We start from the raw sequence: 16,669 nt of genomic DNA on the forward strand, positions 1-16,669 counted from the left end.
CATGAAGCTCGAACTTCGCGGTATCACCAAACGATTCGGCTCGTTGGTTGCCAACGACCACATCGATCTGAGTGTCGAATCCGGCGAGATCCACTGCCTGCTCGGCGAGAACGGTGCGGGCAAGTCCACGTTGATGAACGTGCTCAGCGGCCTGTATCGCGCCGAGGAGGGCCAGATCCTGCTCGACGACGTCGAGCAGAACTTCGCCGGACCGGGCGAGGCCATGACTGCCGGGATCGGCATGGTGCATCAGCACTTCATGCTGATTCCGGTGTTCACCGTTGCCGAGAACATCGTGCTCGGCAACGAAACCACCTCGCTCGGTGGACGACTCGACCTCGTGGCAGCGCGGAAGCTGGTGCGGGAGATATCCGCGAGGTTCGGCTTCGACCTCGACCCCGATGCTCTCGTCGACGACCTCCCCGTCGGCGTGCAGCAGCGGGTCGAGATCGTCAAGGCACTCTCTCGTGAGGCCAGGGTGCTCGTGTTCGACGAGCCGACGGCCGTCCTGACGCCGCAGGAGACCGACGATCTGATGCGGATCATGCGGGAACTCGCGGCGTCGGGCACCACGATCGTCTTCATCACCCACAAGCTGCGCGAAGTACGCGAAGTAGCCGACAAGATCACCGTCATCCGGCTCGGCAAGGTCGTCGGAGAAGCAAAGCCCACCGCCAGCAACACCGAGCTCGCTGCACTGATGGTGGGACGCGATGTGCAGCTGACCGTCTCGAAGGATCCGGCCACGCCGGGGGACGCGGCACTGGTCATCGAGAACCTGTCGGTGTTCGACGCCCAGGGCAACAAGACCGTCGACGACGTCAGCCTCGAAGTCGCGGCGGGGGAGATCCTGGCCATCGCCGGCGTGCAGGGCAATGGCCAGACCGAATTCGTCGAAGCCCTACTCGGGTTGCAGGACAACGTATCCGGCAAGATCAGCCTCGACGGCAAATCGCTCGTCGGGTCGACGGTGCAGGACGTGCTCGACGCAGGCGTCGGCTTCGTGCCGGAGGATCGGACCGTCGACGGGTTGGTGGGTGAATTCTCCATCGCGGAGAACCTGATGCTCGATCGCTCCAACAGCATGCCGTTCGTGCGGCGCGGCGCGGTGCAGCGCGAGTACCTCGAGACGTTCGCGTCGGAGAAGCTCAGCGAATTCGACGTGCGCGCACCGGGAATCGGCACCGCCGTCGGACGCCTGTCCGGTGGCAATCAGCAGAAGGTGGTGCTCGCGCGAGAGCTGAGCCGAGACCTGCGTCTGTTCGTCGCAGCGCAGCCCACTCGCGGAATCGACGTGGGATCCATCGAATTCGTACACAAGCGCATCGTCGCCACCCGGGATTCGGGGATCCCGGTCATCGTGGTGTCGAGCGAACTGGACGAGGTCGCCGCACTGGCCGACCGCATCGCCGTCATGTATCGAGGAGCAATCGTGGGAATCGTCCCCGGGGATACGTCCCGCGAAACACTCGGCTTGATGATGGGCGGTGAACGTGGTGAGTGAGGCCGAACAGCCCCCCAAATCCCAGGAACCGTCGAAGTCGCATGTGGTGCTTCGGCAGATCTTCACCGGCAGTGCGATCATCTCGGTTCTCGCGGTACTCCTGGCGCTGATCGTGGGTGCGGTGCTCATCGCCGCCACCAACTCCGGCGTCCAGGAATCGGCCGGGTACTTCTTCTCCCGTCCCTCGGACATGCTGACGGCGATCTGGGATTCTGTTTCCGGGGCGTACTCGTCGCTGTTCCAGGGTTCGGTCTACAACTTCCGTCGACCCGGATTCGAGAACGGCATCCGGCCACTGATGGAGACGCTGACCTTCGCCACCCCGCTGATCGTCGCCGGACTCGGTGTGGCCCTTGCCTTCCGCGTCGGCATGTTCAACATCGGTGGTCGAGGCCAGATGCTCATCGCCGCGGCGTGCGCCGGCTGGGTCGGGTTCGGCGTGAACCTGCCTGCCGGGTTGCACCTGTTGGTCGCCGTTCTCGCCGGTGTTCTCGGCGGCGCGGTGTGGGGCGGCATCGCCGGATTCCTCAAGGCGCGCACCGGCGCTCACGAGGTGATCGTCACCATCATGCTCAACTACATCGCCTTCTATCTCGTCGCGTACCTCCTGCGCACTCCTGGCGCTCTGCAGGCCCCGGGATCGAACAACCCCAAGACCGCGCCCATCGCGTCGACGGCGGTGTTCCCGAAGCTCTTCGGCGATCGCTACAGCCTGCACCTCGGTTTCGTGCTGGTGATCTTCGTGACGATCGCGGTGTGGTGGCTGCTCGAGCGATCGAGCCTCGGATTCCGTTTCCGCGCCGTCGGCGAGAACCCGCACGCGTCCCGCGTTGCCGGCATGAACGTCAACCGGATCTACCTGTACGCCATGATCATGTCGGGTGCGCTCGTCGGTCTGGCCGGAGTGTCGCAGGTACTGGGCACCGTCACCACCGGCTTCAGCGCCGACATCGACGCAGGCATCGGATTCGACGCCATTACCGTCGCACTGCTCGGCAGATCGAAACCGTGGGGCGTGTTCGTCGCGGGAATCCTGTTCGGCGCGTTCAAGGCCGGCGGATTCGCGATGCAGGCAGGCGAGGGCATCCCCATCGACATCGTGCTCGTCGTGCAGTCCGTGATCGTGCTGTTCATCGCCGCACCGCCGCTCGTGCGAGCGGTGTTCCGATTGCCGAAACCAGGAGAAGAGAAACTCGCGAAAGCCGAGACCGCGAAGGTGGGTGCACTGTGACCACCTCGACCGACACCGCCGCTGAAGCGGTACTCGGCCGGAGCTGGAAGGTCCCGTCGATCCTCGGACTCGTGACGCTGCTGGCCCTGCTGCTGTTCGTCGTCCGAAAGGGCTCGGGAACAAGCACATTCGCACTGGCGTCGGAGGACGACTTCTTCGCACTGCCGGCAGTGGGCGTGCCGTCGTACGGCACCGGTCTCGTCGTGGTCGTGCTGCTCGCTGTCATCACCGCGTACGCGGCGTTCCTCGCCTCGCAGTACCGCTCGACGCCACTGTGGCTGCTGGCAGTGTTCGCGGTGCTGTTCGTCTTCGGTTTCCTCGCCTGGGCAGCGGATGGCGAGACCATCCCGGTTCCCGGATTGCTCATCGGCGCAGTCGCTTTGAGCACGCCACTGATCTTCGGTGCCATGGGCGGCGTCATCTCCGAGCGAGTCGGCGTCATCAACATCGCCATCGAAGGTCAGCTTCTCGCAGGTGCTTTCGTCAGCGCCGTCGTCGCGTCGATCACCGGTTCGACCTATGTGGCTCTGCTCGCCGCTCTGATCGCCGGAGCGCTGACCGCGTCGTTGCTGGCAGTGTTCTCCATCCGCTACTTCGTCAACCAGGTCATCGTGGGTGTAGTGCTCAACGTGCTGGTCGTCGGGTTGACCAGCTTCCTGTACTCGGTGGTGCTGACCAAGAACGCCGAGACGCTCAACTCGCCACCACGGTTCGGGCGCATCGACATTCCGGTGCTCTCGCAGATTCCGATTCTCGGACCGGTGCTGTTTCGGCAGACACTCATCGTGTACCTGATGTACATCGCCGTCGCGCTCGTGTTCTTCGGCCTGTTCCACACCAAGTGGGGACTGCGACTGCGCGCCGTCGGCGAGCATCCCCAAGCCGCCGACACCGTCGGAATCAACGTCGCACGCACCCGGTTCTGGAACGTCTGCCTCGCCGGTGCCATCGCCGGACTCGGTGGTGCGTACTTCACTCTCGGCTCCGTCGGCGCTTTCGGCAAGGAGATGACAGCCGGTGCCGGCTACATCGCTCTCGCCGCCGTGATCTTCGGCCGCTGGGATCCGGTACGCGCGACGCTGGCCGCACTGCTCTTCGGATTCGCGTCCAACCTGCAGAACGTACTGGGCATCATCGGCTCGCCCGTGCCCAGCGAATTCATGCTGATGCTGCCCTACGTGGTGACCATCTTCGCCGTCGCAGGCCTGGTGGGCCATGTTCGCGGGCCGGCCGCGGCAGGCAAACCGTATGCGTCGCGAAGTTAGCGCCCGCACTACCTGACTCGGCGGTAGGGTCGCTGTCCGTTGTGACCGCTTTCACTGTAGGGTTCGGTCATTGTTGCCGCAGTTTTTCGAAGGAGAGCCATGAGCTTCCGTAGTCCCTTTCCCGATGTCGAGATTCCCGACCTCAGCGTCTACGACTTCCTGTTCGGATCGATCGCCGAGTCCGACCTCGACAAGCCTGCACTGATCGACGGAACCTCGGGTGACGTCACCACGTACAAGTCGCTGATCGGTCAGATCGACGCCATCGCGGGTGCTTTGGCCGCACGTGGACTCGAAGTCGGCGACGTCGTCGGACTCCACTCGCCGAACGTGCCCGCGTTCGCGTCGGTGCTGCACGGCATCCTGCGCGCAGGCGGAACCGCAACGACCATCAACGCGCTGTACACGGCCGAGGACATCGCCAAGCAGCTCACGGGCTCCGGCGCGAAATTCCTGTTCACCGTGTCCCCGCTGTACCCGCAGGCCAAGGCTGCCGCGGAGAAGGTCGGCCTCGACGCCGATCACGTCATCGTGCTCGACGGCGCAGAGGGCCACCCGAACCTGCGCGACCTGCTCACCCAGGGCGCACCTGCCCCCGAGGTCTCGTTCGATCCAGCGACACACGTCGCGGTGCTGCCGTACTCATCCGGTACGACGGGTGTGCCGAAGGGCGTCATCCTCACCCACCGCAACCTCGTCGCGAACGTGGCGCAGATGGAACCGCGCGTGGGTATCGACAGCAACGACGCGATCCTGGCGCTGCTGCCGTTCTTCCACATCTACGGCCTGACGGTGCTGCTCAACATCGCCCTCAAGCTGCGTGCACACCTGGTGACGATGCCGAAGTTCGACCTCGTCGAATTCCTCCGGATCATCCAGGATCAGAAGCTGACGTACCTGTTCATCGCACCGCCGGTGGCCGTCGCGCTCGCCAAGCACCCGATGATCGATCAGTACGACCTCTCCAGCGTGCACACCATCTTCTCCGGTGCGGCACCGCTGGACGAGGAGCTCGGCAAGGCCGTCGCGAAGCGTCTGAACACGCGGGTGCGTCAGGGCTACGGCATGAGCGAGCTCAGCCCCGTCAGCCACGCCATCCCGTTCGATCGCGACGACATGCCGCTCAGCTCGGTGGGTCAGCCGCTGGCGAACACCGAGAACAAGCTCGTCGACCCGGGCACGCTCGAGGAGATCGAGCTGCCGGCAGAGGGATTGAGCAAGCCCGGTGAGCTGTGGGTCAAGGGACCGAACGTGATGGTCGGGTACCTCAACAACCCCACCGCCACCGCCGAAACCCTCGACTCCGACGGTTACCTGCACACCGGCGACATCGCCGTCGTCGATCCCGAGGGCGTCGTCTACATCGTCGACCGCCTCAAGGAACTGATCAAGTACAAGGGCTACCAGGTGCCCCCGGCCGAGCTCGAGGCTCTGCTGCTGACACACGAGGAGATCGCCGACGCCGCCGTCATCGGTGTGCTCGACGACGAGGGCGAAGAAATCCCCAAGGCATTCGTCGTCCGCCAGCAGGGTGCCACCATCGACGAAGAGGGCATCATCGCCTTCGTCGCCGAACGCGTGTCGCCGCACAAGAAGGTACGACGCGTCGAGTTCATCGACATCGTCCCGAAGTCCGCGGCCGGCAAGATTCTGCGCAAGGACCTGCGCGCCGCGGAGGCCGGAAAGTAAGACTCCGATTCACATCGACACCCCGTCCCACACTCAGTGGGGCGGGGTGTTGTTCGTGTGCGGTCGATGGGGGACCTCACACCCTTTTTGTGGACCGCGCGGCCATTCTCCGAGGCGAGTAGGGGCGCGCGGTTGGCAGTAGGGGTGTGAGGTTGTGGTGGAACCAGGTGGGTGTTCGCTGCGTCCAAGGGGTGGGTGGGTTCGACGAAGGGGAGCGGTGTGAGCGTGACGCGGTGGTGGGTGGCAGGTCTGGTGGGGGTTTTGGCGTCGGTCGCTGGATGTGGCGGGGCGACGGAGGGTGCGCCGATTGCAGAGTCGTCGACGAGCTCGGTGGTTGCGACACCGGTGGCGGACGAGCCGTGGGATCCCTGCACCATTCCGGACAGTGCCGTCGAGGCAGCGGGGTTGGATGTGGAGAGCAAGAGTACGAATCTGTTCGGAGACGCGCCGCTGTCCACCGAATGGAAGACGTGTATCTGGACGGACCCTGATCCTGGGTCGTGGTATTTCCTGGGAGTGTTCTCCGGCTTCCATACATTGAACGATCTGCAAAGCAACGACCGCTTCGGCCAGTTCACGAAAGTCGATGAACTGGGCGGATATGAGTTCCTGCGCGCAGACCGACCTTCTGGTCGCAGTTGCGGATTCGCCCTCGAAGTTGAACAGGGACTGGTGTACTTCGTTCTCGACACAATGGGTTCCGAAGAGCCACAGGGCGACCCATGTGTGGAGATCATGCGGATCGCAGGCTCATTGCACTCGTCGCTGCCTCCGGCAGCAAGTTGACCGAAGGAGGCTTGAGTGGGAACCAACGTCGACAGTCTTGCGGCGTCGATGCAGCAGTGGCGCAACCTGTCCGAGCAGGCGGCCGCGGGGGCGCTCGACATTCCTGAGGGCGTGGCGTTCGCGTGCGACCAGGCGTGCGTCGAATACCTCAGGCACCTGAATGGCATGTTGCAAAAGACCGAGTTTCTCGTCGATGTCGAAGCTTTCGGCACACTTCCGTCAGCTCAGCAGTTGGGTCGCAAGTTCAAGCGACTTGCCGACGGGGAAGAAAGGTCGGCGGCTGTGGCGATCCGGCAACACATCGAGGTCATTCAATTGATGCGGTCGGTGTTTCGTCGCTATTTCGTCGCGACCGAAGAAGTCGATCGGAGTGTGGGAGCTCGCATCGGCGATATCGGGTCGGGCGTGGGGGAGTGAGCCCGCAACCTCACACCCTTTCTGCACACCTCACACCCCTGCTATTGCCTGAACCCCGGCGCGCGGTCGGCACAAAGGGTGTGAGGTCCCGCAATCCCCGCGGCCAAGCGTCGAACATTGTCTGAAATGTCCGTAATATCAACCCTCGCAACATAATCGAGACAACATTCGCGAATCGGATGACTTAGTCTGCGATCGTGAATCTCTCCGCTGCCCGTCTGGTGCCGATGCGACCGCGCGATCCGAAGGAACCGCATCGCTCCGCGAGCCCGCTCGAGTTGTTCTTCGACCTGGTGTTCGTGGTGGCCGTCAGCATTGCAGCGGTTCAACTCCATCACGATCTCACCGAGAATCACATCGCCGACGGCCTGCTCGGCTATGCACTCGTGTTCTTCGCGATCTGGTGGGCGTGGATGAACTTCACGTGGTTCGCCACATCCTTCGACACCGACGACTGGCTGTATCGCGTGCTCACCGTCGTGCAGATGGCCGGCGTTCTGACACTGGCCGCCGGGATCGAGCCGTCGGTCGTCGACGAGAATTTCACGATCGTGGTCATCGGGTACGTGGTGATGCGCGTGGCGATGGTGACCCAATGGCTGCGGGCATCGCGAAACCCCGAACATCGACAGACCGCGCTGACCTACGCGATAGGTATTGCGGGAGTTCAGGTTCTGTGGATTGCCTGGGTGCTGCTGCTCGACGGTACCGCCGCGATCATCGGCTTCGTCGTGCTCGCAGGGGTCGAGATGTCGGTACCGATCATCGCCGAGCGCAAGGGCGCAACACCCTGGCATCCGCATCACATCACCGAGCGCTACGGACTGTTCACGCTGATCCTGCTCGGCGAATCTCTGCTCGCGTCCGCCAACGCCATCATCGAAGCGCTGCACGACGAAACCGCGCTGGCGCCGCTGATCTCGATCTCCATCCTCACCGTCGTCGTCACCGCGAGCCTGTGGTGGATCTACTTCTGGCCCCCGCATCACCGTGCGATCGGCAGACTCGGCAACTCGCTGTTCTACGGCTACGCCCACTACTTCATCTTCGCGGCCGCGGGCGCGTTCTCGGCCGGCATCGAGGTCGAGATCGATGTACTGACCGAACACAGCAAGCTCGGCGACGTCGCCGCGTCGTTCACCGTCACGATCCCGATCGCGGTGTTCGTACTCGGTGTCTGGCTGATCGCGATCCGCGCCAATGCCGACCGGCTGGTCAACATCGTGGTGCCCGCTGGTGCCGTGCTCGTGTTGTTCGACCCCGTCATCCCCATCCCGATCACCCTCACCGCCGTCGTGATGATCGTCGTCGTCGCGGTCCTGGTCGCACGCGGGCCAAGAGACGTGGAGCATGAGAAACTGACCGCATGAGTATCGGAACCTTGATTCTGCTTCGTCACGGCGAGAGCGAATGGAATGCGTCCAACCAGTTCACCGGCTGGGTCGACGTGCGACTGACCGAGAAGGGTGAGGCCGAGGGCAAGCGTGCCGGCCAACTCCTCGCCGAGGCAGGCATCCTGCCTGACCTGCTGTACACCTCGCTGCTGCGTCGCGCGATCAGCACCGCCAATCTCGCACTCGACGCCGCCGATCGGCACTGGATTCCCGTCGTCCGCGACTGGCGTCTGAACGAGCGGCACTACGGCGCACTGCAGGGCTTGAACAAGGCCGAGACCAAGGACAAGTACGGCAACGAGCAGTTCATGCTGTGGCGTCGTAGCTACGACACCCCGCCGCCGCCCATCGAGATCGGCAGCGAGCACAGCCAGGACGCCGATCCGCGCTACGCGGACCTGGACAGTGTTCCGCTGACCGAATGCCTCGCAGACGTCGTCGAGCGTCTGATCCCGTACTTCGAGGAGACGATCGTCGCCGATCTGAAGGCCGGCAAGAACGTGCTCGTCGCCGCGCACGGCAACTCGCTGCGTGCTCTCGTGAAGTACCTCGACGAGATCTCCGACGCGGACATCGCCGAGCTCAACATCCCCACCGGCATTCCGCTGAAGTACGACCTCACCGAGGTCGACGGCAAGCTGAAGCCCACCAACCCGGGCGGCACCTACCTCGACCCCGAAGCAGCGGCCGCAGGTGCAGCTGCCGTGGCAAACCAGGGCGGCAAGTAACTCGACCGCGCTCGAACCGACGTTTTGTCGTAACTGCAGGTGAACGATCGAAGAACACTGCCGACGGGGACTATGACGACCAGGGAAATGCCTGCACCCTGCGTATGTGAGCTGTCCATCGAACGTACGATTCCGGTGTGAGTGTTGCATCGGCCGTACTACTGGCGATCGCCGCGGCCTTCGTGGGATACCTCGTCGGCGGTGTTCTGATCCCGTACCTCAACACTCGACACTCGGAGCGCCGCCGAGCCACGTCCGGCTTGACGATGTCGCAGGTACTGGACCTGATCGTCCTCGCATCGGAGAGCGGCATCGCCGTCGTCGACCAATTTCACGACGTCGTGCTGTTCAACCCGCGTGCCGAGGAGTTGGGGCTGGTGCGTAACCGGCTGATCGACGATCGGGCGTGGGACGCCGTCCTCAAGGTCCTCGCCGACGGCAACCCCGTCGAAGTGGACCTCAGCTCGAAGAACCCCAGAACCGGCCGAGACAAGATCGCCGTCCGCTGCGTCGCCCGGTTGCTCAGCAAGGAAGACAAGCGGTTCGTGGTGCTGTTCGCCGACGACGATTCCGAGCAGGTCCGGATGGAGGCGACGCGTCGGGACTTCGTTGCCAACGTCAGCCACGAACTGAAAACCCCCGTCGGCGCGATGAGCCTGCTGGCCGAGGCGCTGCTCGAATCCGCAGATGACCCCGACTCGGTGAGGCACTTCGGCGGCAAGGTCGTCGCCGAATCCAAACGGCTCGGCAACATGGTGACCGAACTGATCGCACTGTCCCGCCTGCAAGGTGCCGAGAAGCTACCAGACCTCGAGGTCGTCGACGTCGACACCGTCGTCAACGAGGCGATGGATCGATCCAAGCTCGCCGCCGAGAACGCCGGCATCTCCGTCACCACCGACCACCCGAGCGGCCTCGAAGTTCTCGGCGATCAAGCGCTGCTGGTGACGGCCCTGGCCAACCTCATCCAGAACGCCATCGCCTACTCCTCGGACGGTGCGCCGGTCTCGGTGAGCCGCGCCCTACGCGGAGACAACGTCGCGTTCGCCGTCACCGACCGCGGCATCGGCATCGCCAAGGAAGACCAGGAACGCGTCTTCGAGAGATTCTTCCGCGTCGACAAAGCTCGGTCGCGGGCAACCGGTGGCACAGGCCTGGGCCTGGCCATCGCCAAACACGTCGCAGCCAACCACAACGGCAGCATCTCGCTGTGGAGCAAGCTGGGCACCGGATCCACCTTCACCCTCCAGATCCCTGCGTACTTCGAAGAAGAAGACGACGCTTCGGTTACAGAAAGAGAGAATCAGTGACCAACGTTCTGATCGTGGAAGACGAAGAGTCGTTGGCCGATCCATTGGCCTTCCTGCTCCGCAAGGAAGGTTTCGAGGCCACGGTCGTCGGAGACGGACCGTCGGCGCTCGCGGAATTCGATCGCGCAGGAGCAGACATCGTGTTGCTCGACCTCATGCTCCCCGGCATGAGCGGAACCGACGTGTGCAAGCAATTGCGTTCGCGCTCAGGCGTTCCCGTGATCATGGTGACCGCACGTGACAGTGAGATCGACAAGGTCGTCGGCCTCGAACTCGGTGCCGACGACTACGTGACCAAGCCGTACTCGGCACGCGAACTCATCGCCCGCATCCGCGCAGTTCTGCGGCGCGGCTCCGACGCCGAGGTCGACGGCGGAGTCGATACCGGGGTGCTCGAAGCCGGACCGGTGCGCATGGACGTCGAACGCCACGTGGTGATGGTCGGATCCGAGCAGATCACGTTGCCGCTCAAGGAATTCGATCTGCTCGAGTACCTGCTGCGCAACTCCGGTCGAGTACTGACCCGCGGACAGTTGATCGACCGCGTGTGGGGAGCCGACTACGTGGGCGACACCAAGACCCTCGACGTGCACGTCAAGCGACTGCGCTCGAAGATCGAAGCGGACCCGGCCAAGCCGGAACATCTCGTCACCGTGCGCGGACTGGGCTACAAACTCGAGGGATAGAGCCTGCGGCATGTGAGCGGAAACTCGTAGTGGGCTACGAGGTTTCGCTCACGTGCGGCGCAGCCGCTCTATCGACGCTGCGCCTCACGGGTGGCCGGATGCACCGCGATCAGACCAAGACCGCGGCGGCGCTTGCACAGCGATGCCAGTTCGTCGTACGCCGCCTTGCCGAGCAGCTCGGTCAATTCCGGCTTGTAGGACTCGAACACCTGCTTCGATCCGACGTGCGCATCGGGCGAGCCCGAGCAGTACCAGTCCAGATCGAGACCGCCTTCGCCCCAGCCGCGTCGGTCGTACTCACCGATGGTGGTCTTGAGAATCTCGGAGCCGTCCGGCCGCGTCACCCAGTCCTGGGTGCGCCTGATCGGCAACTGCCAGCACACATCGGGCTTGACCTCGAGCGGCTCGATGCCCTTGCGCAGCGCCATCGAATGCAGCGCGCACCCGATTCCGCCCTCGAACCCGGGACGGTTCTGGAAGATGCAGGCACCCTTGTAGCGCCGCGTCCGCAGCGACTGCTCGTCGTCGAGATCGTCGTATTCGACGTACCCCTTCTTGCCGAGACCCTTGTCCATGAGCTGCCAATCCTGCGGAGTGAGCAACTTCACGGACTCGTCGAGCTTGCGCTTGTCGTCCTCGTCGGACAGGAACGCGCCGTGGGAGCAGCAACCGTCGTCGGGTCGGCCCGCGACGGTTCCCTGACATGCCGGAGTCCCGAACACGCAGGTCCAGTTGGACAACAACCACGTCAGATCCGCAGCGATGAGATGTTCCGAATTGTCGGGGTCGGGAAACTCGACCCATTCTCGCGGGAAATCCATCTCGACCTCTGCAGCGAACGACTGCTGCTCACGACCTGCTGTCACAAACGACGACGGTAGACCCAGTACCGTGGGCATGTGCGAATAGGGGTGCTCGACGCCGGTACGGACGCGGCTCGAGGCGACTCGTAGCGTTCGTAACGCGGATCGTCGTGGCCGACCGTGCAGAATTGGAAGGTGTCAGCGCCGACAGGTCGCCACCACTGGTGGCCGGGGCTCTGGTAGCGGAGGCGAGCATGCGGGCATCGACAACGAAGTCACCCGAGATATGCCCGTGGGCGCTGAAGGAAGGTTTGATGTTGAGGAAGCTGGACCCCGAAACCGACGGCGATCCGGTGGTGAGCTCGAGATGAGCGACACCAACCCGGAGGACACCGGACAGATCTCGGTTGCCGAGCTGCTGGCTCGAAACGGTCAGAAGACGAACCTGAGCGCAGGCGGTCGCCGTCGCCGCGGCGTCAAGGGCGGCATCTCCGTCGCCGAGCTGACCGGTGAGATCCCCGTCGTTCGCGACGAGCCCGGCAACCGCAGCGCCGTGGTGGTCGAAACCCCGGCTCCCGACGCGTCCGGGCCCGAGACGCCCGAGACCCCCGACGTCGCCCCGGCCGCGCCGCAGAGCAGCGATGCGCCCGAGGACGACGCACCCGCCGCCGGCTCCTCCCGGCCGCAACCGGCCCGGCCGCAGACCACTCGCCCCACCCCGTTCCAACCGGCAGGCAAGCGCGAGAAGCAGCAGCCCGAGCCGGAACTGCTGTCCGGCTCCACCACGGTTGCCGGTGACCTGCTCAACCGCTCGCACGACGACACCGAACGGTCCAAGCGCCCGGCTGTGTCCACGGTGCCTGCGTCGGATCGGCTTCCGTACGGATCCACCCCGGCCGAGCAGGGCCGGGCCCGCAAGCCTGTGGGATTCCGAGCCTCGCGGCAGGTCGAGGTGGTCGAGCCGAACACCGACGTCGCTCCGCGAGCAGCGCTCGTCGACGTCGACGACGTGGCCAAGACCGCGGTGTCCCCGCGCATCCGACGCACCGACGACAAAGAAGCCGGGTCTGCCGACAAGGACATCTCGATCGACGAGCCGACGGAGGTCCAGGCGGCCGCCGCCACCGAGACCGTCGATCTCGTGAAGCCGGAGATCGACGACGAACCGAAGACCGCGACCGACGTCGAGGCCGACACCGAAACCGCGTCGGACGCGGAGGCCGACAGCGCGACTGCCGCCTCGCGCACCGACCGCCGGGCAGCGGCGGTCAAGGGCAAGGGCGGTGCCGTCCGGCAATGGCTGGTGCTGATCGGTCAGGCAGTGGTGTCGATCGCCGTCGGCGCGCTGCTGTTCAAGGGCTTCGAGCAACTGTGGGACGTGTTGCCGTGGGTCGCTCTGGTGCTGTCGGTGCTGGTCATCGTCGGACTCGTCGCGGTGGTGAGGATTCTGCGACGCACCGACGATCTGATCTCGATCGTCATCGCGATCGCCGTCGGTGTATTCGTCACGCTCGGTCCGCTCGCCTTCCAGCTCAGTACCGGCTGAGTCGGCACACCGATGGGCGCGAAGCGAATTCAGGTAGGACTGTCCACGGCGTCGGTCTACCCGCAGAACACCGAGGCGGCGTTCCGGTATGCGGCAGAGCTCGGGTACGACGGCATCGAGCTGATGGTGTGGGCCGAGTCCGTCAGCCAGGACGTCGACGCGGTGGCCGCGCTCTCGCGGGAGTACTCGATGCCGGTGCAGGCCATCCATGCGCCGTGTCTGCTGATCTCGCAGCGAGTGTGGGGATCCGATCCGGTTGCCAAACTCGCCCGCTCGGTCGAGGCGGCCGAGAAGCTGGACTCGGCGACGGTCGTGGTGCACCCACCGTTCCGGTGGCAACGCAAGTACAGCGACGGCTTTGCCGATCAGGTCGCCGAACTCGAATCGAACTCGCACGTGGTGGTCGCCGTGGAGAACATGTTCCCCATGCGCGCCGATCGCTTCTTCGGGCGCAAGGAGAAATCCGCACAGCGACTCGAACGACGCGGTGGTCCGGGGGCCGCACTGTCGGCGTTCTCGCCGTCCTACGACCCGACCGACGTCGGCCACGGGCACTACACCCTCGACCTCTCGCACACGGCCACCGCGGGCTCGGACGCGCTCGAGATGCTCGACCGGATGGGCGAGGGCATCGCGCACCTGCATCTGGCCGACGGCCGGGGCGCATCGGTGGACGAGCACCTCATCCCCGGCCACGGCAGTCAACCGTGCGTGGAGGTGTGCACCGAACTGGTGCGCCGCGGCTTCGAGGGACAGGCAGTGATCGAGATCAACACACAGAACGCGCGCACGGTCCCCGAGCGTTCCTCGATGCTCGGGCAAGCACTGCAGTTCGCCCGCGCACACCTGTCCTGAGGCCGCCGGTAAGTTGTCGGAAATGAGTTCCGCCAGCCCCTTCACCGCCGCCACCACCCTGACCGCGCTCGAGGTCGCCGCCGACACCGCGTCGTTCGCGGGCGCGATCGACTCCACCTGGACCATCGGTCCGAAGGTGCACGGCGGTGTGATGCTCGCCGTTTGCGCGGCAGCAGCGCGCAAGCACATCGTCACGACCGACCCGGAGCAGGCCGAGATCCAGCCGCTCGCGGTGAGCGTCAGCTACCTGGCCGCTCCCGATCCCGGCGAGGTCGCGCTGACGACGGTGGTACGCAAGCGCGGCCGTCAGGTCTCGCACGTCGACGTCGAACTCACCCAGGCCGGACGCGTTGCCGTGCGGGCGGTGGTGACCCTCGGTCGTCCCGATTCCGAGGAACCCCACCACGAGACGCCGACGTCGCTGGCGTCGATGGCAGCCGAACCGCCGGCGGAGACCCTCGCGGTGGCGGGCGATCATCCGATGGCGTCGATCGTGCACGTCGCCAAGGGCTGCGAGATGCGGATCGACGCGTCGTCGGCGTCGTTCCTGACCGGCCAGCAGGGCGAGGCGGAGATTCGACTGTGGGTGCGTCCCTTCGCGGGCGACGAGGCCGACCTCGACACCGCAGTGCTGTTCGCACTGATGACCGGAGACATCTCGGCTCCGGTGACCATGAACCGCGGAATGTTCGGTTGGGCTCCGACCGTGCAGTTGACGACCTACCTGCGACGCCGTCCGGCACCGGGGTGGCTGCGGGTGGCGGCGACCAGCACCGTCATCGGCAGCACCTGGTTCGAGGAGGACCACGTGGTGCTGGATTCGACCGGTGCCGTCGTGGTGCAGAGCAGACAGTTGGCGATGGTGCCGCGCTCGAACTGACATGGCAGGCTTGGTCGTATGACGAGAATTGCAGTGATCGGCGGCGGACGGATCGGTGAGGCGTTGATTGCGGGACTCCTCGAGTCCGGCCACGCAGTGCGCGATCTGGTGGTCGCCGAGAAGTCCGAGGCCCGCGCCAAGGAGATCGCCAAGGAATTCGGAGTACTGACCACCACCGTCGGCGACGCATCCGAGGGAGCCGATGTGATCGTGCTGGCGGTCAAGCCGGCCGACGTCGAAGCGGCACTGACCGAGATCACGAAGATCGAACTCGACGGCGATCGCGAACAACTCATCGTCTCGCTGGCCGCAGGAGTCCCTACCGCCAAGTTCGAGCCCAAGCTCCCCGCCGGCTTCCCGGTCGTTCGGGTCATGCCCAACACCCCGATGCTGGTGGGGGAGGGCGTCAGCGTGTTGGCACCGGGCAAGTACGCCCGCGCGGAGCACCTCGAACTCGTGCGCTCGATCCTCTCGGCCGTCGGCAAGGTGGTCGTGGTCAAGGAGAACCAGCTCGACGCCGTGACGGCCGTGTCCGGCTCCGGTCCGGCCTATTTCTTCCTCGTGGCCGAGGCCATGATCGACGCCGGAGTGGGCCTGGGATTGAGCCGCGACGTGGCGTCGGCGCTCGTGGTTCAGACGATGGTGGGGTCCGGGGCGATGCTCGATCGCTCCGACGAGAGCGCGAGCGAGCTTCGATATGCGGTGACTTCTCCGGGCGGAACGACCGCCGCAGCAGTGCGTGAATTGGAGAGAAAGGGCGTCCGAGCAGCGTTTTTCGATGCCCTCGGTGCCGCAAATGCCCGATCCATTGAGATGGGCATCACAGCAGAATAAAAAATCTTTTCCCCACTCCCGTCGCAGTAACCCCATCTGTCCCTATAGGCTCGGGGACAGCACGTGCGTGTCTGTTCGGCAGGAGGGGAAGCCTGCCGCATGAGACGTGCCGGAGGTATGTGGATTGATGGCGTCTATAAACAAGCCGTCCAAGGGTTCGTCCCCGGACGGTCAACCGGCCCTGGCCGGAACGCAGTTCCTCACGGTCGCCGAAGTGGCGACGCTGATGAGGGTTTCGAAAATGACCGTGTACCGGCTGGTGCACGGCGGAGAATTGCCCGCTGTACGAGTGGGTCGGTCTTTTCGTGTGCACGCCAAGGCGGTCCACGACTATCTCGAGACCTCGTACTTCGACGCAGGCTAGTAGTGCACGTGGGGCCGGTTTCGTAAGTCCTGGTTCACACCGGTAGGGTTGGCGCTCGTCGTGCCAGCCAGCCGGTGTGCAGCCGTGGGCGAGTACGTGGCCCCAGCGCCAGCTCGGTGACCAAGGCTTTTGGCTCGAAGCCCTCAGGGCTTGGTTGTCAGGTAGGCGTACGCAAACGGCGTGCGCGAAAACGCTAGAGAAGAACGTGAGGACACCCGCATGGGTTCAGTGATCAAGAAGCGTCGCAAGCGCATGTCGAAGAAGAAGCACCGCAAGTTGCTTCGTCGTACCCGCGTGCAGCGCAGGAAACTCGGCAAATAAGCCTGCCGTCATCTGCTTCATGGGGAAGCCCGTCACCATCGGTGGCGGGCTTCTTC

The 16,669-nt window shown here is 64.7% G+C and carries 18 protein-coding genes; 17 read left to right on the forward strand and 1 reads right to left on the reverse strand.

All coding sequences use genetic code 11. From position 1 onward, the window contains the following. The first annotated feature begins 1 nt into the window (after position 1). From CH283_RS01980 to CH283_RS02025, 10 genes are all read left to right on the forward strand, one after another. Entirely contained in the window at positions 2–1,504 is a 1,503-nt protein-coding gene (locus CH283_RS01980; protein ID WP_094641058.1) for an ABC transporter ATP-binding protein, read from the forward strand. After that, positions 1,488–2,735 carry an ABC transporter permease gene (locus tag CH283_RS01985; protein WP_255183046.1) on the forward strand — a complete coding sequence of 416 codons (1,248 nt, stop codon included), beginning with the start codon at positions 1,488–1,490 and terminating at the stop codon, positions 2,733–2,735. Before CH283_RS01980 ends, CH283_RS01985 begins: the two co-directional genes overlap by 17 nt. Continuing rightward, on the forward strand, positions 2,732–4,000 hold the full coding sequence (locus tag CH283_RS01990; RefSeq protein ID WP_094641059.1) for an ABC transporter permease: 1,269 nt from the start codon (positions 2,732–2,734) through the stop codon (positions 3,998–4,000). Before CH283_RS01985 ends, CH283_RS01990 begins: the two co-directional genes overlap by 4 nt. Before the next feature lie 99 nt (positions 4,001–4,099). Beyond that, on the forward strand, positions 4,100–5,689 hold the full coding sequence (locus tag CH283_RS01995) for an AMP-binding protein (protein WP_068046514.1): 1,590 nt from the start codon (positions 4,100–4,102) through the stop codon (positions 5,687–5,689). 219 nt (positions 5,690–5,908) lie between these two features. Then, positions 5,909–6,475, forward strand: coding sequence for a DUF3558 domain-containing protein (locus CH283_RS02000; RefSeq protein ID WP_255183047.1), 567 nt, complete (start codon positions 5,909–5,911; stop codon positions 6,473–6,475). A gap of 48 nt (positions 6,476–6,523) precedes the next feature. Further along, positions 6,524–6,892 carry a hypothetical protein gene (locus CH283_RS02005; RefSeq protein ID WP_094641464.1) on the forward strand — a complete coding sequence of 123 codons (369 nt, stop codon included), beginning with the start codon at positions 6,524–6,526 and terminating at the stop codon, positions 6,890–6,892. Between the two features lie 227 nt (positions 6,893–7,119). Continuing rightward, complete coding sequence (locus tag CH283_RS02010; protein ID WP_094641466.1) at positions 7,120–8,262, forward strand: low temperature requirement protein A; 1,143 nt, start codon at positions 7,120–7,122, stop codon at positions 8,260–8,262. After that, entirely contained in the window at positions 8,259–9,014 is a 756-nt protein-coding gene (locus tag CH283_RS02015) for a phosphoglyceromutase (protein ID WP_068046501.1), read from the forward strand. The genes CH283_RS02010 and CH283_RS02015 overlap by 4 nt, the downstream gene beginning before the upstream one ends. A 137-nt stretch (positions 9,015–9,151) precedes the next feature. Then, positions 9,152–10,324: a sensor histidine kinase gene (locus tag CH283_RS02020; protein ID WP_094641061.1), complete on the forward strand. Its 1,173-nt coding sequence runs from the start codon at positions 9,152–9,154 to the stop codon at positions 10,322–10,324. After that, positions 10,321–11,010 carry a response regulator transcription factor gene (locus CH283_RS02025; RefSeq protein WP_032380369.1) on the forward strand — a complete coding sequence of 230 codons (690 nt, stop codon included), beginning with the start codon at positions 10,321–10,323 and terminating at the stop codon, positions 11,008–11,010. The genes CH283_RS02020 and CH283_RS02025 overlap by 4 nt, the downstream gene beginning before the upstream one ends. Positions 11,011–11,078: 68 nt before the next feature. On the opposite strand, the gene CH283_RS02030 is transcribed toward CH283_RS02025, so the two are convergent. Next, the gene (locus tag CH283_RS02030) at positions 11,079–11,831 is read right to left on the reverse strand and encodes a hypothetical protein (RefSeq protein ID WP_176460433.1); all 753 of its coding nucleotides are present in this window, start codon (positions 11,829–11,831) and stop codon (positions 11,079–11,081) included. 38 nt (positions 11,832–11,869) lie between these two features. Between CH283_RS02030 and CH283_RS02035 the strand changes: the two genes are divergently transcribed. The 7 genes from CH283_RS02035 (at position 11,870) to CH283_RS02065 (ending at position 16,613) form a co-directional block, all read left to right on the forward strand. Further along, positions 11,870–12,184 (forward strand): Ppx/GppA phosphatase family protein, encoded by a 315-nt coding sequence (locus CH283_RS02035; protein ID WP_373454855.1) that lies wholly within the window; start codon positions 11,870–11,872, stop codon positions 12,182–12,184. Beyond that, positions 12,181–13,359, forward strand: a complete 1,179-nt coding sequence (locus CH283_RS02040; protein ID WP_094641062.1) for a hypothetical protein — start codon at positions 12,181–12,183, stop codon at positions 13,357–13,359. The genes CH283_RS02035 and CH283_RS02040 overlap by 4 nt, the downstream gene beginning before the upstream one ends. Before the next feature lie 12 nt (positions 13,360–13,371). Next, entirely contained in the window at positions 13,372–14,214 is an 843-nt protein-coding gene (locus CH283_RS02045; RefSeq protein ID WP_094641063.1) for a sugar phosphate isomerase/epimerase family protein, read from the forward strand. A 22-nt stretch (positions 14,215–14,236) separates the two neighbouring features. Further along, complete coding sequence (locus tag CH283_RS02050; protein WP_094641064.1) at positions 14,237–15,094, forward strand: thioesterase family protein; 858 nt, start codon at positions 14,237–14,239, stop codon at positions 15,092–15,094. Between the two features lie 18 nt (positions 15,095–15,112). Continuing rightward, positions 15,113–15,928, forward strand: a complete 816-nt coding sequence (proC, locus tag CH283_RS02055; protein WP_068282380.1) for a pyrroline-5-carboxylate reductase — start codon at positions 15,113–15,115, stop codon at positions 15,926–15,928. 127 nt (positions 15,929–16,055) lie between these two features. Further along, positions 16,056–16,292 (forward strand): helix-turn-helix domain-containing protein, encoded by a 237-nt coding sequence (locus CH283_RS02060; RefSeq protein WP_008713658.1) that lies wholly within the window; start codon positions 16,056–16,058, stop codon positions 16,290–16,292. A 219-nt stretch (positions 16,293–16,511) separates the two neighbouring features. Next, positions 16,512–16,613 carry a 30S ribosomal protein bS22 gene (locus CH283_RS02065; RefSeq protein WP_003402602.1) on the forward strand — a complete coding sequence of 34 codons (102 nt, stop codon included), beginning with the start codon at positions 16,512–16,514 and terminating at the stop codon, positions 16,611–16,613. The last annotated feature ends 56 nt before the right edge of the window (positions 16,614–16,669 follow it).

Source organism: Rhodococcus sp. 05-2254-2, assembly GCF_002259095.1.
In the GTDB taxonomy this organism is placed as follows: Bacteria; Actinomycetota; Actinomycetes; order Mycobacteriales; family Mycobacteriaceae; genus Rhodococcoides.